Here is a 16566-nt window from a genome sequence, read left to right as displayed (position 1 = left end):
TCTACTATTGCTTGGAGGCCGTGGTCTTGTTGGCCATGTTGACGACCTGCACGCGGCGGTTGGCTTCCGCCAGCGGCTGGCTCGGATCCTTGAGCTTGCTCTCGCCGTATCCGACGGTCACGAGGTCGGCGCCGGCGATGCCGTATTTGTCGGTCAAATAGCGCTTGATCGAGTCGGCACGCCGCTCCGACAGGTCCAGGTTGTAACCCTCGCTGCCCGCGGCGTCGGTGTGGCCGGCGACGATGAAGGTCGAGCCCTTCAGATCGGCGCTGCTCAGCGCCTTGCCGAGCGCCTGCACCGAAGCCAGCGATTTGGCGCTGATCTCGGCCGAATTGTAATCGAAGGTGATCTCCAGATCGATATTCGGCTTGTCCTTGGCGAGGGCGGCGATTTCCTCGCGCTCGTTGGCCGAGAGCGAACGGCTGGACCGGCCGCGGATCTTCTGGACGAAACGCCCTTCCTCGGCGGAGATCGCCGGTTCAGCCTGCTGCGGACCGACCGACAGGCCGCGGGTCAGCGGCTTCTTGGCCGGCGGCGCCAGCGCCCGCAGGATCTGATCCTCGGTGACCTCCTCGGCGGCGATCGCCGCGGTCATTCCGAAAGACAGCGTGGCGCCGATCGTCACGGTCGAAAGGATTGCCGTGAGATTGTTCCTTCCAGAGATCTTTGACATTGCCAGTCCCTCCTGCGCGCATCGCGCGGTTGCAATCCATTCTCAAACTCAAATACGCCGCCGGAAAATCGGGCGCAGGCCCGTCGGCCTGCCCGGCCCGGCAACTTTCCTGGATTTGTCTCTGCTGCCTGCTCCAGGGTTCAGGCAGCGCCGGTCCCCGCCTCAAATAATCCTCAGCGTATCCCGTAACTCGCGAATTCCTTAACAATATTCGGATCCATCGCCTTGGCATTGGTGATGTCCAGTTCGCCCTCGGAGATCGAGCCGTTTCGCTGCTTGGCGAGGCCGCGGCCGTACAGCGACGAGGTCAGCCGCGGATTGATCTTGAGGGCGGCGTCGAAATCAGCAATTGCATTCTTGGTCTGGCCACTCTTCAGGTTGACGAGGCCGCGACTGTCGAGGGCATCGACGAAGTTCGGGCGCAGCCGCAGCGCTTCGTTGCAATCCTTCAGGGCGGCCTGCAGGTCGCCGATCACGGCGCGGGCCCAGCAGCGGTTGTTATGGGCTTCCACGTCCTTGGGGTTCAGCCGCAGCGAGTTGTCGAAATCCTTGATGGCAAGGCTGTAGGCGCCCTTGCTGGCATAGACCTGGCCTCGCCGGTAGAGCGCGCCGCCGTCGTCCGGATTGGCGGCAAGCTTCGCGGTCAGGCTCTTGATGGTCGGATCCTCGGCCAGCGCCAGCGCCGTCGGCGCCTCGGTCTTTTCCGCTTCAGGCGGAGTGGCGACGATCTCGGGCGGCTTCGGCGGTGCCGGCGTTTCGACACGCGGCAGCGGCGGCGGTTCGACGCGTGCGGCCGGCGGGGGTTGGGGGGCGGCCTTGGGCGTTACTTGAGGCGTTACTTGGGGCGGCGGGGGCGGCGTCACGGGAGGCGTCACCGGCGGAGTAACCTGGGGTACCGCCGCCACCTGACCTTGGCCGGCCGGCTTCGCGCCCGGGATGAAAGAAAAATCCTCGGCCAGAGAGGATGAAATCCACGGCACCTGCTCGCTGCGGGAGGCACGGGTGACGCCGACCCGGGTCCGGTTCAGGGTTTCCTCGGCCATCAGGTCGGGAACGCGAATTTCCTTGAGCAATTCCTTCACGAACAGGCTGCGGTCGCCGCCATTGTCGCTGACCACGGAAGACAGCGCGGCCGAATACATCACCAGCGTTCCGTTCGGCGCGATGACGGGCGCGAGGCCGGCGGAAAAGCTGCGGAACCGGCGCTCGAACGGGTTGCGCCTGGAGGCGTCGATCAGGGCGATCTTGACGCCGGCGCCGCGGCTGTTGATTTCGCCGAGCACCGTCTCCAGGCTGAACCCATCGCGGCGAACGTCGGGTTCGGTCCAGATCTGGGCGTCGACCGGAAGCATGTAGCTCTGGCGGCCGGACTGGATGCCGAACCCGCTGAAGAAAACCAGCGCGACCGAGCCGGGCTTGATCTTTCCGTAAAGCTTGTCGAAGGCGCGCCGCATCGCGTCGCCGGTCAGGTTCTCGCCGATCTCGACGTTGAAGCCGTCGCGCTTGAGCTCGTCGGCGATGGCGCGGGCGTCGTTGATCGGCTCCTTCAGCGGCGCTTCGGCGTCGGGATATTTGGCGTTGCCGATAACCAGCGCAAATCGTTCGGCGCCCGCGGCGGCGGCCGGGACCATCGGAAGCACCGACAAAGCCGAAATCAGCAACAATGCAAGGCGGATTCTCATAAATCAGCAGTCCAGCCAATTAGGCGCCGACACCAGCTTGCGCCTCGGCGACCTTACTCTACGGAAACCGCATTATCAAACCGGGCCGGCAAGCCCTGTCAACCGTTTGCGAAGCCGATCCTAGCAGCGGCAAATAACCGCGACGTGTCAGGGGAATAAATCCCACCCCGGAGGTGATCTTCTCCGCCATCGAACAATGCGGGTTCCGCGCGTGTTGCGTCGCAGCGGCCCAAGGAAGGGTCAGAGGAAGGTCAAGGGAAGGTTGCCGCGCGTCTGGCGGCTGCGGCGAAGCGTCCGGTTTGACCTTTCCGGGCGGCGGTGGCTTAGCTTCGACCATCTAAACAAATCGGACAATCCAAACAAAGAAGAAGCACCGATGGGAAACGCCTACGAAATCTACGCCCTGCGCTATGCCACGATGTCGCCGCGCACCCCCCACATGAATTACCTGCAGCCGGATCCGCACGAGACCACGGCCCAGGACCTCGACTATTTCGTCTGGCTGATCCGGGGTGGCGGCCGCGACATTCTGGTCGACACCGGTTTCAACGCCGAGGAGGCGCAGGCGCGCGGCCGCAAGCTGACGCTCAATCCGGTCGATGCGTTGGCGCGCTTCGGCGTCGACGCCGACGCCATCAAGGACGTCATCGTCACTCATCTGCATTACGACCATGCCGGCAACCTCGATCGCTTTCCCAGGGCGCGGTTTCATCTGCAGGATCGCGAGATGAGCTACGCCACCGGACGCTGCATGTGCCACGGCACGCTGCGCCATCCGTTCTCGGTGGAGCACATCACCTTGATGGTCCGTCACGTCTTCAGCGAACGCGTCACCTTCCACAATGGCGATGGCGAGGTGGCGCCGGGCGTGACCCTGCATCGTGTCGGCGGCCATTCCGACGGCCTGCAGGTGGTGCGGGTCGAGACCGCGCGCGGCCCTGTGGTGCTGGCGTCGGACGCCTCGCATTACTACGGCAACATGCATCGCCGCAGCCCGTTTCCGCTCGTCTACAATGTCGGCGACGTGTTCGATGGCTGGGACATCGCGCACCGGCTGGCCGGCCATCCCGACCGCGTCATCCCCGGGCACGATCCCATCGTGACCGAGATCTATCCGCGCGCCAGCGACAAGGTCGATGCCTGGTCGCTGCACCTGGCGCCATCGCGCTCGTTCGTGAAGTAAACAGAGCGTTTTCGAGCGAAAGCCTGCCCCGGACTTGATCCGGGGTGGGTACCGGTTCGCGTCAAGAAAACGCGTCAAAACAAAAATTCGGAGCTGACCATGATCACACGCTTTCCCGGCCTGACGCCGACCCGCAGCCGCGCCGTCGTGCACGACGACCTCGTGCTGACCGTGGCGGTGGCGCCCGATCCGGTGTCGCCCTCGATGTACGAGCAGAGCGCCAGGGCGCTGGCCCGTATCGACGAGAGCCTCGCGCTGTGCGGCTCGGACAAGAGCAAGATCCTGTCGGCGATCGTCTACATCGCCGACATGAAACGCAAGGGTGAGATGAACCGCGCCTGGGACGAATGGGTCGACAGCAAAAATCCGCCGATGCGCGCCTGCCTCGGCGTCGAGCTCGAACCGCCGCATATCGTGGAAATCGTGGTGACGGCGGCGAAGTGAGGGGAGTCCTCACTTTAACGAATGTGCCGCGGCCTTTCGGCCCACTCCGTTGTCATCGCCCGGCTTGACCGGGCGATCCAGTACGCCGCGGCTTCTCGGCTCTATCGCTGACGTCTCTGGAATACTGGGTCGCCCGGTCGAGCCGGGCGATGACAACTGGGGGGATGAGGCGCTTGCCTGCGCATCATGACGCCCGTCCTCAATACGCGTCCTTGACGCCCGCGTCCTTCGCCGTCTGCACCAGCTCGAGGCTGTTCTCGATCTTGCCCAGCAGCATCGCAAAATCCTTGCGCTCCTGCACGGAGAGACAGGACAGGATCTCCTGCTCCCGGCGCAGCAGCCGCGGGATCAGTTCCTGGTACAGCGCCTTGCCCTTGCGCGTCATGCGCAACGCAAATTCGCGACGATCGTCGGCGTTCTCGACGCGTTCGACCAGCTGCCGCTTCATCAGCGCCGTGACGGCGCGGCTGATGGTGGATTTGTGGGTCCGGGTGCAGTGCGCAATGTATTGCGCGCTGCAGGGCTCAACGCGGAAACCGAGCGTCGCCAGCACGCGCCATTCCGGAATGTCCAGCCCGTAGCGCTCCTGATACTCGACCGAGAGCGCGGAGGAGACCTCGGCCGCCAGCCGGTTCAGCCGGAACGGCACGAACCTGAAGAGGTCGAGTTTTGAGCCTCTTTTTTTAGACGCGTTTTCTTCTTTTTTAGACGCGCTTTCTTCGCGCGAACCGGTAGCCACTTCGCTTGAAAACGCTCTTGGCAAAAATCGCTCCAAATTGAGTTGACGGGCGAACGAGCGTGACGTCTAGATGGTTGCAAGTGGGACGATCATAGCCGGCATCCCGGCCATTGGCCAGAACCAGTTGAGCGCATGGCGCAGCCGTCGAAAATCCAGTTCGGTTACCATCGTCACTCCGATCAGGATCGGGCTGCGGGCGATGCCGCGCGTCACTCGATCGTGGTGGTCGGCGCCGGACCGGTCGGACTGTCGCTGGCGATCGATCTGGCGCAGCGCGGCCAGTCCGTCGTGCTGCTCGACGATGCCGACCGGATCGGCGAGGGCTCGCGCGCAATCTGCTTCTCGAAACGCTCGCTGGAATATTGGGACCGGCTCGGCATCGGCCAGCGCATGGTCGACAAGGGCGTGGTCTGGAGCGTCGGCAAGATCTTTCATGGTGCCTCGCAGCTCTATCAATTCAACCTGCTGCCGGAGGAGGGCCACAAGCGGCCCGCCTTCATCAACCTGCAGCAATTCTATGCCGAAGCCTATCTGGTGGACCGGGTGCAGGAATTGGCCGGCGTCGACCTGCGCTGGCGCAACAAGGTGACCGGGCTGGAGCAGCGCAACGATCATGCGGTGCTGACGGTCGAGACGCCGGACGGACCCTACCGGATTCAGGCCGATTTCGTCGTCGCCTGCGACGGCGCGCGTTCGTCGCTGCGGCAGATGGTCGGCGCGGAATTCGCCGGAAAAGTATTCGAGGACCAGTTCCTGATCGCCGACGTCAAGATGACGGCGGCATTCCCGACCGAACGCTGGTTCTGGTTCGACCCGCCGTTCCACGCCGGCCGCTCGGCGCTGCTGCACAAGCAGCCGGACGATATCTGGCGGATCGATCTGCAACTCAGCCGGTTTGCGGATCCGGCGCTCGAAAAGCAGCCGGAGAACGTGCGGCCGCGGATCGCGCGCATGCTCGGGCATGACGCATTCGACTTCGAATGGATCTCGATCTACAAATTCCAGTGCCGCCGGATGGACAAATTCGTCCATGGCCGCGTGGTCTTTGCCGGTGACGCCGCCCATCAGGTTTCGCCATTCGGCGCCCGCGGCGCCAATTCGGGTCTCGAGGACGCCGAAAATCTCGCCTGGAAACTCGATCGTGTGCTGAGGAAGACTTCGCCGGAAGCGCTGCTCGAGAGCTATCACATCGAGCGCAGTGCTGCGGCCGACGAGAACATCCGCGAATCGACCCGCTCGACCGATTTCATGGCCCCCAATTCGCACCAGGAAGCGAGGCTGCGCAAGGCCGTGCTGTCGCTGGCCAGGGAAACCGAATTCGGCAAGCGCATGGTCAATGGCGGACGGCTGTCGGTGCCGTCGGTCTACGAGACGCCATTGTCGACATCCGATGCCGAGGTGTGGCGCGGGGGCCCGCGGCCGGGCGCTTCGATGCCGGACGCGCCGGTGGCTGCGCCGTCAGGCGATTGCCTCTATCTGACCGACGCCTTCATCAGGACAGGAAAGCGCTTCACGCTGCTCGAATTCGCCAATGGCGCCGATGTTGAGGCTCCCGATGGCGTCGGCGTGATCCGTATCGGCGGTCATGACGGGCTTTCCGATTCCGCGGGCCTGCTCGCCGCCCGCTACGATGCCGAGCCCGGCACCGCCTATCTGCTGCGCCCCGACGGCTATGTCGCGGCGCGCTTCCGGCGGCCGACCCGCGCAGCGCTCGACGCCGCGCTGGCGCGCGCCGCCGGTCACAACTGAGGTTTCGATATGGCATTGTCCACCAGTTCGAATTTCGCCAGGCCGGACGATGCGTTTCGCGCCGTGGTCGAGGCCCATCGCGGCTTGAGCGATGAGCAGAGCGCCGATCTCGACGCCGCGCTGGTGTTGATCCTCGCCAATCACATCGGCGATCTCGACGTGCTGCGCGAGGCGATTGTGCTGGCGCAGCGGCGGATGGTGGATGCCAGTCAGCAACAACAGCAACAACAGCAACAACAGCAACAACAGCAACAGTGATATGAGCATGCCCAAAACCGCTGTTATGAAGAGGCCGGGGTTTGGCAAGATGTTTGCCACAACAAAAACTGTCGTCGCCCGGCTTGACCGGGCGATCCAGTACGCCGCGGCTTCTCGGCTCTATCGCTGGCGCCTCTGGAATACTGGGTCGCCCGGTCAAGCCGGGCGATGACAGCTGTGAGTTTTCGCAAAGGGAAATCGAACTAATGGCCAAAGGTTTCGCGTCCACGACCGACATGGCGGAGAAGAAGATCACCTTCTCCGAGATCGGCACCGATCTCTATGCTTTCACCGCCGAGGGCGATCCCAATTCCGCTGTCATCGTCGGCGACGACGGCTGCATCGTGTTCGATGCCCAGGCGACGCCGGCGATGGCGAACAAGGTGATCGAGCGGGTGCGCACGGTCACCGACAAGCCGATCAAATATGTCGTGCTGTCGCATTACCACGCGGTGCGCGTGCTCGGTGCCTCTGCCTACAAGGCGCAAGCCGTGATCGCGTCGTCGGAAACCTATCGGCTGGTCGAGGAGCGCGGGCAGCAGGATTGGGATTCGGAATACGGCCGCTTTCCGCGGCTGTTCCAGGATGCGCAGAGCATTCCCGGCCTGACCTGGCCGACGCTGACGTTCGAGGGCGAGATGTCGCTCTATCTGGGAAAACGCGAAGTGCGGCTGATGCAGCTCGGCGCGGGACATACCTCCGGCGACATCGTCGCCTGGGTGCCGGATGCCGAGGTGATGTTCTCCGGCGATCTGATCGAATATCATTCGGCCTGCTATTGCGGCGACGCGCATTTGCGCGAATGGCCCATGACGCTGAACGAAATCCGCTCCTTCAATCCCAAGGCCATCGCGCCGGGCCGCGGCGATGCGCTGAAGGGCGTGTCGACGGGCCGCGACGCCATCGCGATGACGCGCGATTTCGTGACGTCGCTCTATGGTGCGGCCGAATCGGCGGTCGCCAGGGGCCGCAATCTCAAGGAAACGATGGCGTCGACCCGCGAGGTGATGGACCCGAAATTCTCCAGCTTTGCCATTTACGAGCATTGCCTGCCATTCAACGTCTCGCGCGCCTTCGACGAAGCCTCGGGGATCGACGATCCCGTGATCTGGACCGACAAACGCGACCAGGAAATGTGGGCCGCGCTCCAAGGAGGATGACCATGAATATCAACACTTCGCCTGATGTGATCGGCCGCAGCTCCCTCAACATCACGCCGGGCTACATGTCCGGCTTCGGCAACAGTTTCGAGACCGAGGCGCTATCAGGCGCATTGCCGATCGGGCGCAACTCGCCGCAGCGCTGTGCCTACGGGCTCTACGCCGAGCAACTGTCCGGCTCGCCGTTCACGGCTCCGCGCGGCAGCAACGAGCGCTCCTGGCTCTATCGCATCCGGCCGTCGGTAAAACACTCCGGCCGCTTCGCCAAGGTCGATGCCGGGCTGTGGCGCACCGCGCCATGCCACGAGCAGGAATTGTCGATCGAGCAGTTGCGCTGGGACCCCGCGCCGATCCCGAAGACCGACATGACCTTCCTGCAGGGCGTGCAGACCATGACCACGGCGGGCGACGCCAACACGCAAGCCGGCATGGCCGCGCATGTCTTCCTGATCACTCAGTCGATGGTCGACCAGCATTTCTACAATGCCGACGGCGAGATGATGTTCGTGCCGCAGCAGGGCGGCCTGCGCTTCGTCACCGAGTTCGGAAGGATCGACGCCGAGCCCGCGGAAATCGTGGTGATCCCGCGCGGCGTCAAGTTCCGGGTCGAACTGTCTGGCGGCCCGGCGCGCGGCTATCTCTGCGAGAACTACGGCGGCGCCTTCACGCTGCCGGAGCGCGGGCCGATCGGCGCCAACTGCCTCGCCAATGCGCGCGACTTCCTCACCCCGGTCGCGGCCTATGAGGACAAGGACACGCCGACCGAGCTGTTCGTGAAGTGGGGCGGGCAGCTGTTCAAGACCACGCTGCCGCATTCGCCGATCGACGTCGTCGCCTGGCACGGCAATTACGCGCCGTACAAATACGATCTGCGCACCTTCTCGCCGGTCGGCGCCATCGGTTTCGACCACCCCGATCCGTCGATCTTCACGGTGCTGACGGCGCCGTCGGAAACCCCCGGCACCGCCAATATCGACTTCGTGATTTTCCCGGAGCGCTGGATGGTGGCGGACAACACCTTCCGTCCGCCGTGGTATCACATGAACATCATGTCGGAGTTCATGGGCCTGATCTACGGCGTCTACGACGCCAAGCCGCAGGGATTTGTCCCGGGCGGCATCAGCCTGCACAATATGATGCTGCCGCACGGCCCGGACCGCGAGGCCTTCGACCACGCCAGCAACGGCGAATTGAAGCCGGTCAAGCTGACCGGCACCATGGCCTTCATGTTCGAAACCCGCTTCCCGCAGCGCATCACGACGCATGCCGCGACCTCCGCGACGCTGCAGGACGACTACGCCGATTGCTGGAAGGGACTGGAAAAGCGCTTCGATCCGAACAAGCCCTAGTCTTACCCTCCCCTGGAGGGGGAGGGTCGGCTCGCATTGAGCGCAGCGAAATGCGGGACGGGGTGGGGTGACAGTCTCTCGGCTTGGACACCGTTCGAGATGAGAGACTGTCACCCCACCCCGCCGCTCCTTGCAGTCGCGTCGACCCTCCCCCTCCAGGGGAGGGTGAAGAAGCGCAGCTGCGGTAACGTTCAAATCGCACATCGGAATCACGATGCCTCACCCCAACGATCCCTCCCTCCGCTCCTTCATCGCGGTCGACCCCGCTTCCGACTTCCCGATCCAGAATCTCCCCTATGGCGTGTTCTCGACATCGGCCGCGCCCGCGCCCCGCGTCGGGGTCGCGATCGGCGACTTCGTGCTCGATCTCGCCGTGCTGGAGTCCGAAGGACTGCTCGATCTTTCGCCCGCCTTCGACGTGTTCGCGCAAGGCTCGCTCAATGCCTTCATGGCGCTGGGCCCGAAACTGTGGTCGCGGACGCGGGCGCGGATCAGCGAGTTGTTGCGCCACGACAATCCGCAGCTGCGCGACAACAAGATATTGCGCGCCGGCGCGCTGGCGCCGAGGGCGGACGTCAACCTGCATCTGCCGATCGCGGTGGCCGGTTACACCGATTTCTATTCGTCGAAAGAGCACGCCACCAATGTCGGCGTCATGTTCCGCGGCAAGGACAACGCGCTGCAGCCGAACTGGCTGCACATGCCGATCGCCTATAACGGCCGCGCCTCGACGGTCGTGGTGTCCGGCACGAAAGTGCGCCGGCCGCGCGGCCAGCTCAAGCCGCCGGGCGCGGAGGTGCCGAGCTTCGCGCCGTGCAAGCGGCTCGATTTCGAGCTGGAGATGGGCGTCGTGATCGGCCAGCCGTCGGTGATGGGCGAGATGCTGAGCGAGAGGCAGGCCGAGGCGATGATCTTCGGCTTCGTCATTCTGAACGACTGGAGCGCGCGCGATATCCAGCAATGGGAATATGTGCCGCTCGGTCCGTTCCAGGCCAAGGCGTTTGCCACCTCGATCAGCCCGTGGATCGTGACCCGCGAGGCGCTGGAGCCGTTTGGCGTGCCGGGTCCGGTGCAGGACCCGGTGCCGCTGCCGTATCTGCAGCAGACCCAGCCCCACAACTACGACCTGCAGCTCGACGTGTCCTTGCGCGCAGCAACAATGAACGAGGCCGCCACGATCTGCCGCACCAATTTCAAATACATGTACTGGTCGTCGGTGCAGCAACTGGTGCACCACGCCTCGAGCGGCTGCGCCATGAATGTCGGCGATCTCCTGGGGAGCGGCACCATCAGCGGGCCGGAGAAGGATCAGCGCGGGTCCTTGCTGGAAATCAGCTGGAACGGCAGCGAGCCGGTCGAACTCGCCAGCGGCGTCAGCAGGACGTTCCTCGAAGACGGCGACTCACTCGTGATGCGCGGCTGGTGCCAGGGCGACGGATTTCGCGTCGGGTTTGGCGAGGTTGAAGGGACGATCATGGCTGCGGGTTAGGGCGCTCTATCGCGTCGTCCCTGCGAACGCAGGGACCCATAACCACCGGCCGTCGTGTTACGTGCGGTTTTGGACATGCCGCCTTGACCGAGAGGACAACGCGGTATGGGTCCCTGCGTTCGCAGGGACGACGAGGGTGCTAGCGCTCTTCCGGCGCAATATCCTTCAACTTCGCCGAATGCGCCGCGACATCCTCGATGCTGTATTTGAGATGCACACGCTTGTCCGACGGCGGATGTTTCGCCACGCACACGCCCGGCCGCCGCTCGGTCGCCGGCCGGATCGGCCGCGGCGCAAATCCGCCGCCGCAGTTCGGGCACACATTATGCAGTCTGGTCTCGACGCAATCCGCGCAGAACGTGCACTCGTAGGAACAGATCCGCGCTTCCGTCGAATTCGGCGGCAGGTCCTTGTCGCAATATTCGCAGTTCGGCCGGAGTTGCAGCGCCATGGGTGGTCCCGTTCGGTTGGAGCGGGCAGATCATCGCAAATCCGGGCCCCGATTCGAAATGCCGAATCTCCCTCGATTCCGGCCATGCGCCGCAAATTCACCGTGCCAACACCTTGAGCGGCAGCCTGCCGCTTTCCTTCAGGCGGTCCAGCACGATCGAGGAGCGCACATGGGCCACGCTCTGGTGCGGCATCAGCACGTTGTTGACGATATCCGACAGGCTCTTGAGGTCGCGCAGCACCGCCTTCAGCAGATAGTCGGCGTCGCCGGTCAGGGAATAGGCCTCCTGGATATCGTCGACGCGGTTGACCAGCGCGCGAAACCGTTTGGCGTTGTCGGGCGAATGGGTCGCCAGCGTGATGTGGATGAAGGCGATGACGTTGAAGCCGAGCGCTTCGCCGGCCAGGTCGGCGTGATAGCCCGCGATCACCTTCTCCTCCTCCAGCCGCATCCGCCGCCGCGAGCATTGCGAGGCCGACAGGCCCGCGACATCGGCCAGCTGCTGGTTGGTGAGGCGGCCGTCCTCCTGCAGCGCGGCGAGGATTTTCAGGTCAAGGGCGTCGACCGGTATCATGCGTGAGACCCCGATTAATGCACGGATCGTGCATGCCGTGGCGATAATGCCAATCATTTGCACGCACATTGCGCCGGGGATGACCGATCATTCAAGCCTCAAATCTGGGAGATTTTCGGCCATGGGTCCATTTCCGCATGACGCGCCGGCCGCCACGGTGTCCGCCGACAACCCGATGGGCACCGACGGTTTTGAATTTGTCGAATATGCCCACCCGAGGCCCGAAGAACTGCACTCGCTGTTCAAGCTGATGGGCTATGCACCGGTCGCCCGCCACAGGACCAGGAAGATCACGGTCTATCGCCAGGGCGACATCAATTATCTCGTCAACGAGGAGCCCGGAACCCACGGCCATTCCTTCGTCGCCGCGCACGGGCCCTGCGCGCCGTCGATGGCGTTCCGGGTGGTCGATGCGAAGCAGGCTTACGCGCGGGCGATCTCGCTCGGCGCGGAGCCCGCCGACATTCCCGCCGCGCAGAAGACGCTCGATGTCCCCGCCATCAAGGGTATCGGTGGCAGCCTGTTGTATTTCGTCGATTGCTACGGAGCCAGGGGCTCGGCCTATGATTCCGGGTTCGAATGGCTGGGCGCCAGGAACCCGCGCCCCGAGGGCGCCGGGCTGCATTATCTCGACCACCTCACCCACAACGTCCATCGTGGCCGCATGGATGTCTGGACCGGGTTCTACGAAAAACTGTTCAACTTCCGCCAGATCCGCTTCTTCGACATCGAAGGCCGCGCCTCCGGCCTGTTCTCCCGCGCCTTGACCAGCCCGGACGGCAAGATCCGGATTCCGATCAACGAGGATGCCGGCCAATCCGGCCAGATCGAGGAATACCTCAGCGTCTATCGCGGCGAGGGCATCCAGCACGTCGCCTGCGGCGCCAGGGACATCTACCAGACGGTCGAAGCGCTGCGCGCCGCCGGCCTGCCGTTCATGCCGTCGCCGCCCGAAACCTACTTCGAGAAGATCGACGCGCGTTTGCCCGCGCATGGCGAGGACGTCGCGCGGTTGAAGCGCGACGGCATCCTGATCGACGGCGAGGGTGTGGTCGAGGGCGGATTGACCAAGGTGCTGCTGCAGATCTTCTCCGCCAACGCCATCGGCCCGATCTTCTTCGAGTTCATCCAGCGCAAGGGCGATGACGGCTTCGGCGAGGGCAATTTCAAGGCGCTGTTCGAATCGATCGAGGAGGATCAGATTCGAAGGGGCGTGCTGAAGTTGGAGGATGCGGCGTAGTACAGCTGTCGTCCCGGCCAAGCGAGCGTAGCGAGCGCTGAGCCGGGATCCATAGCCACCGGCGCCCGTGGTTATGACAGGTCGTCAAACGGTTCCCTTGAATCGATAGATTACGCGGTATGGGTCCCGGCGTTCGCCGGGACGACGAGGGAGATTACCTCCCCGCCTTCCATTCGCTCGTCAGCGCACCGATATCCGCCGCCTCCGGCTCCCTGATCGCCGAGGGCGTGCGGGAAAACCGTGGCGCCGGCGCCGGCTGGGTCACGCCGTGGCGCTCGACGAAAATCTTGCGCGCCACGTTGTGCGGATGTTTCGGCGCTTCCGCCATGGTGAGGATCGGCGCAAAGCAGATGTCGGTGCCTTCCATGATGGCGCACCACTCCGCGCGGCTCTTGCTCTTGAACACCTTTGTCAGTTTTTCCTTCAGCGCCGGCCAGGCCTTGCGGTCCATCTGCGCATCGAAATCGGCGTCGGTCAGGCCGGCATGCTGGCGCAGCAGGGCGTAGAATTGCGGTTCGATCGAGCCGATCGAGACGAAATTGCCGCAGGAACATTCATAGACGCCGTAGAAATGCGCGCCGCCGTCGAGGAAATTCTGTTCGCGGCCTTCGGTCCAGCGCCCGATCGCCGTCATGTCGAAGAACATCGACATCAGCGACGCCGCGCCGTCGCACATCGCGGCGTCCACCACCTGGCCCTTGCCGGATTTCGAGGCTTCCAGCAGCGCGGCGAGCACGCCGACCACGACGTAGAGCGCGCCGCCGCCGAAGTCGCCGACCAGGTTGAGCGGCGGCACCGGCCGCTCCTTCGGTCCGATCGCGGACAGCGCGCCGGTCACCGAGATGTAGTTGATGTCATGGCCGGCGGCCTGCGCCAGCGGGCCTTCCTGGCCCCATCCGGTCATGCGGCCATAGACCAGCCGCGGGTTGCGCGCCTGCACCACGTCCGGCCCCAACCCCAGCCGCTCCATCACGCCGGGCCGAAAGCCCTCGATCAGCGCATCGGCATTGGCGAGCAGGTCGAGCACCTGCGCCACGGCGGCCTTGTCCTTGAGATCGAGCTCGACCACTTTCCGTCCGCGCCCCGCCACCGATTTCATGTTCTTCCTGGCGCCGACCCGGTCGAGCGTCACCACTTCCGCGCCCATGTCGGCCAGCATCATGCAGGCGAACGGACCGGGACCGATGCCGGCGAATTCGACGATGCGGAAGCCCGCGAGCGGGCCGGAAATGCGGGTGGATGAAGTCGGGGCTGGTTTATCGAGCACGTTGTTGTTTCCGTTATGTGAGACGCGAGAGAATTTATGAGGTTGCGGAGGTCTTGCCGCCGTGGCGGGCGGGATCGCTGAGGGTGACCTTGGCGGCGTCGGCCCACAGCTTGGCATTCTGCTTCTGGCGTTCGGTGCCGGCGCCTTCCTCGGCGATCTTGCGGCCGAGCGCGACATAGACCGGGATCTCCTCGTCCCGCATCGGCGCCATCGCCTGCTTGCGTGCCATCGCCTTGGCGATATAGGGCGCGAGTTCTTCCTGCTTCCGCTTCTCGCGCTCGATCTCGCGCGCCCGGAATTCCGGCATCACGTCGCTGGCGAACAGCTCCAGCGCCTCGCAGATGTCCTTGTGCCGGTTGCGGCCGCCCTGCTGGATGAAAATGGTCTGGTCGACGCCGGATTCCTCGAAGTGGCGCAGATGGGTGCGCAACTGATCCGGCGTGCCGATGCCGTGATCGGCGCCGGCCGCCGGCAGCGCATGGCGAGCTTTTTCGAAATTGGCCCAGACGTCGGTGCGGCCCGGCTTGTGCTCGCCGAAGATGTAGTGATGCGCCAGGCCATAGCGGAAGAACCGCAAGCCGTCCTCGCCGCGGCGGCGCGATTCCATTTCGTCGGCATGCAGCGAGAAGCCGGTCACCATCGCGACATTGGGATTGACCGCGTGCCCGATCGGCACGCATTCCTCCCTGAAGATCCGGTAGTAGTCGTCGACCCATTGCCGCGCCTCGCGCGGATCGACGAACGCAAAGGTCAGCGCGCCGATGCCGCAGCGCGCCGCCATCTTGATGGTCTCGCGGTTGGAGCAGGCCACCCACAGCGGCGGATGCGGCTTTTGCAGCGGTTTCGGCACCACGTTGCGGCAGGGCATCTCGAAGAACTCGCCCTTGAAGCCGGGGTAGGGGTCCATCACCATCATGTTGGTGCACTGCTCGACGCCCTCCTGCCACATCCGCCGCTTCTCGGCCGCATCGAAGCCGACGTTGAAGCCGCCGAGCTCCATCAGGGACGCGCTCTCGCCGGTGCCGAATTCGACGCGGCCGTTGGAGACCAGATCCAGCGTGGCGATGCGCTCGGCGACCCGGGCCGGGTGGTTGTATTTCGGCGGCATCAGGCAGATGCCGTGGCCGAGGCGAATCCGCTTGGTGCGCTGCGAGCACGCCGCGAGGAAGATTTCCGGCGCCGAGGAGTGGGAGTATTCCTCGAGGAAATGATGCTCGACTTCCCAGGCGTAGTCGATGCCGAGCTTGTCGGCGAGTTCGACCTGGTCGAGCGCCTCCTGGAACAGCCGGTGCTCGTCGCCCTCGTTCCAGGGCCGCGGCAGCTGGTGCTCGTAGAAAATGCCGAACTTCATGGGCCGCGCTCCCGGGGAATTTCTTAGTTAGTCGATTAGCTAAATTGTCCCGCCTTGCGAAGCCCATGGCAAGCGCCAATTGGCTGGAATGTGATCAAATGCAGAGCGGCGCGCATTGCTGCGCGCCGCTTGCATGGGTTGGGTGGAATACGCGATCAGCCGGCCGCGGTCACCGCGCGCTGCGCCATCACCTTGATCAGATTGGCGCGATAGGCCGAGGAGCCGTGGATGTCGGCCAGCAGCCCGTCGGTGGAAATCGTGACGCTGTCGAGCGCGCCCGCCGACCAGTTCGCCTTCAGCGCGGCCTCGATCGCCGGCACCCGCATTACCCCGTTCTGCGAGGCGCCGGTGGCGGCGACGCGGACGTCTCCCGCCGGGGTTTTGGCGACGAACACCCCCGTCAGGGCAAAACGCGAGGCCGGATTCGGGAACTTGGAATAGCCGGCCTTGGCCTGAACCGGGAACGAGACGGCGGTGATGATCTCGCCATCCGCGAGCGCGGTCGTGAACAGGCCCTTGAAGAACTCGTCCGCCGCGATCGAGCGCTTGTTGGTCTTGATCGTCGCACTGAGCGCCAGCACCGCCGCCGGATAGTCCGCCGCGGGATCGTTGTTGGCGATCGAGCCGCCGATCGTGCCGCGATATCGCACGGCCGGATCGCCGATCAGCGAAGCGAGGTAGGCCAGCGCCGGGATCGCCTTCTTCACCGTATCGCTGTTGGCCACGTCGTAATGGGTGGTTGCCGCCTTGATCGCAATGCCGTCGCCGCTTGGCTCGATGCCGATTAGATCCTTGATCTTGCCGAGATCGATCACGTCGGATGGCGAGGCCAGCCGCTGCTTCATGACCGGAAGCAGGGTATGGCCGCCGGCCAGATATTTCGAGTCCGAACCCTTGGCGAACTGCGCCGCGGCTTCGTCGACGGAGGAGGGGCGATGATAAGTGGTCTCGTACATG

At 64.3% G+C, this 16566-nt stretch carries 16 protein-coding genes; 8 read left to right on the top strand and 8 right to left on the bottom strand.

Annotation, left to right across the window (positions count from 1 at the left end; all coding sequences use genetic code 11):
• Positions 1 to 4: 4 nt before the first annotated feature.
• The gene (locus Q7U29_RS12690; protein ID WP_304741873.1) at positions 5 to 673 is read right to left on the bottom strand and encodes an OmpA family protein; all 669 of its coding nucleotides are present in this window, start codon (positions 671 to 673) and stop codon (positions 5 to 7) included.
• A gap of 173 nt (positions 674 to 846) precedes the next feature.
• The gene (locus Q7U29_RS12685) at positions 847 to 2355 is read right to left on the bottom strand and encodes a caspase family protein (protein WP_304741871.1); all 1509 of its coding nucleotides are present in this window, start codon (positions 2353 to 2355) and stop codon (positions 847 to 849) included.
• A 376-nt stretch (positions 2356 to 2731) separates the two neighbouring features.
• Between Q7U29_RS12685 and Q7U29_RS12680 the strand changes: the two genes are divergently transcribed.
• Together Q7U29_RS12680 and Q7U29_RS12675 are read left to right on the top strand one after the other, a co-directional pair.
• On the top strand, positions 2732 to 3538 hold the full coding sequence (locus tag Q7U29_RS12680; RefSeq protein ID WP_304741869.1) for an N-acyl homoserine lactonase family protein: 807 nt from the start codon (positions 2732 to 2734) through the stop codon (positions 3536 to 3538).
• 99 nt (positions 3539 to 3637) lie between these two features.
• Positions 3638 to 3982, top strand: a complete 345-nt coding sequence (locus tag Q7U29_RS12675; RefSeq protein ID WP_304741868.1) for a RidA family protein — start codon at positions 3638 to 3640, stop codon at positions 3980 to 3982.
• 199 nt (positions 3983 to 4181) lie between these two features.
• On the opposite strand, the gene Q7U29_RS12670 is transcribed toward Q7U29_RS12675, so the two are convergent.
• On the bottom strand, positions 4182 to 4721 hold the full coding sequence (locus Q7U29_RS12670) for a MarR family winged helix-turn-helix transcriptional regulator (RefSeq protein WP_370691746.1): 540 nt from the start codon (positions 4719 to 4721) through the stop codon (positions 4182 to 4184).
• A gap of 132 nt (positions 4722 to 4853) precedes the next feature.
• Between Q7U29_RS12670 and Q7U29_RS12665 the strand changes: the two genes are divergently transcribed.
• The 5 genes from Q7U29_RS12665 (at position 4854) to fahA (ending at position 10726) form a co-directional block, all read left to right on the top strand.
• Positions 4854 to 6470, top strand: coding sequence for an FAD-dependent oxidoreductase (locus tag Q7U29_RS12665; RefSeq protein WP_304741864.1), 1617 nt, complete (start codon positions 4854 to 4856; stop codon positions 6468 to 6470).
• A gap of 9 nt (positions 6471 to 6479) precedes the next feature.
• Positions 6480 to 6728, top strand: coding sequence for a DUF2783 domain-containing protein (locus Q7U29_RS12660; protein ID WP_304741863.1), 249 nt, complete (start codon positions 6480 to 6482; stop codon positions 6726 to 6728).
• Between the two features lie 206 nt (positions 6729 to 6934).
• On the top strand, positions 6935 to 7888 hold the full coding sequence (locus Q7U29_RS12655; protein ID WP_304741861.1) for an MBL fold metallo-hydrolase: 954 nt from the start codon (positions 6935 to 6937) through the stop codon (positions 7886 to 7888).
• A gap of 2 nt (positions 7889 to 7890) precedes the next feature.
• On the top strand, positions 7891 to 9237 hold the full coding sequence (gene hmgA, locus Q7U29_RS12650) for a homogentisate 1,2-dioxygenase (protein WP_304741858.1): 1347 nt from the start codon (positions 7891 to 7893) through the stop codon (positions 9235 to 9237).
• A 214-nt stretch (positions 9238 to 9451) separates the two neighbouring features.
• Positions 9452 to 10726, top strand: a complete 1275-nt coding sequence (gene fahA, locus Q7U29_RS12645; protein WP_304741856.1) for a fumarylacetoacetase — start codon at positions 9452 to 9454, stop codon at positions 10724 to 10726.
• Between the two features lie 139 nt (positions 10727 to 10865).
• On the opposite strand, the gene Q7U29_RS12640 is transcribed toward fahA, so the two are convergent.
• Together Q7U29_RS12640 and Q7U29_RS12635 are read right to left on the bottom strand one after the other, a co-directional pair.
• Positions 10866 to 11177, bottom strand: a complete 312-nt coding sequence (locus Q7U29_RS12640; protein WP_304741854.1) for a DUF1272 domain-containing protein — start codon at positions 11175 to 11177, stop codon at positions 10866 to 10868.
• Positions 11178 to 11274: 97 nt separating this feature from the next.
• Positions 11275 to 11751 (bottom strand): Lrp/AsnC family transcriptional regulator, encoded by a 477-nt coding sequence (locus Q7U29_RS12635; RefSeq protein WP_304741852.1) that lies wholly within the window; start codon positions 11749 to 11751, stop codon positions 11275 to 11277.
• Between the two features lie 121 nt (positions 11752 to 11872).
• On the opposite strand from Q7U29_RS12635, the gene hppD reads away from it, so the two are divergent.
• Positions 11873 to 12991 (top strand): 4-hydroxyphenylpyruvate dioxygenase, encoded by a 1119-nt coding sequence (gene hppD, locus Q7U29_RS12630; protein ID WP_304741851.1) that lies wholly within the window; start codon positions 11873 to 11875, stop codon positions 12989 to 12991.
• 154 nt (positions 12992 to 13145) lie between these two features.
• Here the strand turns inward: hppD and Q7U29_RS12625 are convergent, their stop codons facing one another.
• From Q7U29_RS12625 to Q7U29_RS12615, 3 genes are all read right to left on the bottom strand, one after another.
• On the bottom strand, positions 13146 to 14258 hold the full coding sequence (locus Q7U29_RS12625; RefSeq protein WP_304741850.1) for a CaiB/BaiF CoA-transferase family protein: 1113 nt from the start codon (positions 14256 to 14258) through the stop codon (positions 13146 to 13148).
• Positions 14259 to 14292: 34 nt separating this feature from the next.
• On the bottom strand, positions 14293 to 15609 hold the full coding sequence (locus Q7U29_RS12620; protein ID WP_304741849.1) for an LLM class flavin-dependent oxidoreductase: 1317 nt from the start codon (positions 15607 to 15609) through the stop codon (positions 14293 to 14295).
• A gap of 155 nt (positions 15610 to 15764) precedes the next feature.
• Positions 15765 to 16565: a xanthine dehydrogenase family protein subunit M gene (locus Q7U29_RS12615; protein WP_304741848.1), complete on the bottom strand. Its 801-nt coding sequence runs from the start codon at positions 16563 to 16565 to the stop codon at positions 15765 to 15767.
• Position 16566: the final 1 nt, after the last annotated feature.

Source organism: Bradyrhizobium sp. (assembly GCF_030654605.1).
GTDB lineage: Bacteria > Pseudomonadota > Alphaproteobacteria > Rhizobiales > Xanthobacteraceae > Bradyrhizobium.
Note: the sequence above shows the minus strand (reverse complement) of the source record. Positions and strands in the feature narration are given on the sequence as shown.

Excerpts from the sequence above, each read along its gene's own strand:
- Q7U29_RS12690 (WP_304741873.1), bottom strand. The coding sequence starts at position 673 with ATGTCAAAGATCTCTGGAAGGAACAATCTCACGGCAATCCTTTCGACC.
- Q7U29_RS12685 (WP_304741871.1), bottom strand. The coding sequence starts at position 2,355 with ATGAGAATCCGCCTTGCATTGTTGCTGATTTCGGCTTTGTCGGTGCTT.
- Q7U29_RS12680 (WP_304741869.1), top strand. The coding sequence starts at position 2,732 with ATGGGAAACGCCTACGAAATCTACGCCCTGCGCTATGCCACGATGTCG.
- Q7U29_RS12675 (WP_304741868.1), top strand. The coding sequence starts at position 3,638 with ATGATCACACGCTTTCCCGGCCTGACGCCGACCCGCAGCCGCGCCGTC.
- Q7U29_RS12665 (WP_304741864.1), top strand. The coding sequence starts at position 4,854 with ATGGCGCAGCCGTCGAAAATCCAGTTCGGTTACCATCGTCACTCCGAT.
- Q7U29_RS12660 (WP_304741863.1), top strand. The coding sequence starts at position 6,480 with ATGGCATTGTCCACCAGTTCGAATTTCGCCAGGCCGGACGATGCGTTT.
- Q7U29_RS12655 (WP_304741861.1), top strand. The coding sequence starts at position 6,935 with ATGGCCAAAGGTTTCGCGTCCACGACCGACATGGCGGAGAAGAAGATC.
- hmgA (WP_304741858.1), top strand. The coding sequence starts at position 7,891 with ATGAATATCAACACTTCGCCTGATGTGATCGGCCGCAGCTCCCTCAAC.
- fahA (WP_304741856.1), top strand. The coding sequence starts at position 9,452 with ATGCCTCACCCCAACGATCCCTCCCTCCGCTCCTTCATCGCGGTCGAC.
- Q7U29_RS12640 (WP_304741854.1), bottom strand. The coding sequence starts at position 11,177 with ATGGCGCTGCAACTCCGGCCGAACTGCGAATATTGCGACAAGGACCTG.
- Q7U29_RS12635 (WP_304741852.1), bottom strand. The coding sequence starts at position 11,751 with ATGATACCGGTCGACGCCCTTGACCTGAAAATCCTCGCCGCGCTGCAG.
- hppD (WP_304741851.1), top strand. The coding sequence starts at position 11,873 with ATGGGTCCATTTCCGCATGACGCGCCGGCCGCCACGGTGTCCGCCGAC.
- Q7U29_RS12620 (WP_304741849.1), bottom strand. The coding sequence starts at position 15,609 with ATGAAGTTCGGCATTTTCTACGAGCACCAGCTGCCGCGGCCCTGGAAC.
- Q7U29_RS12615 (WP_304741848.1), bottom strand. The coding sequence starts at position 16,565 with ATGTACGAGACCACTTATCATCGCCCCTCCTCCGTCGACGAAGCCGCG.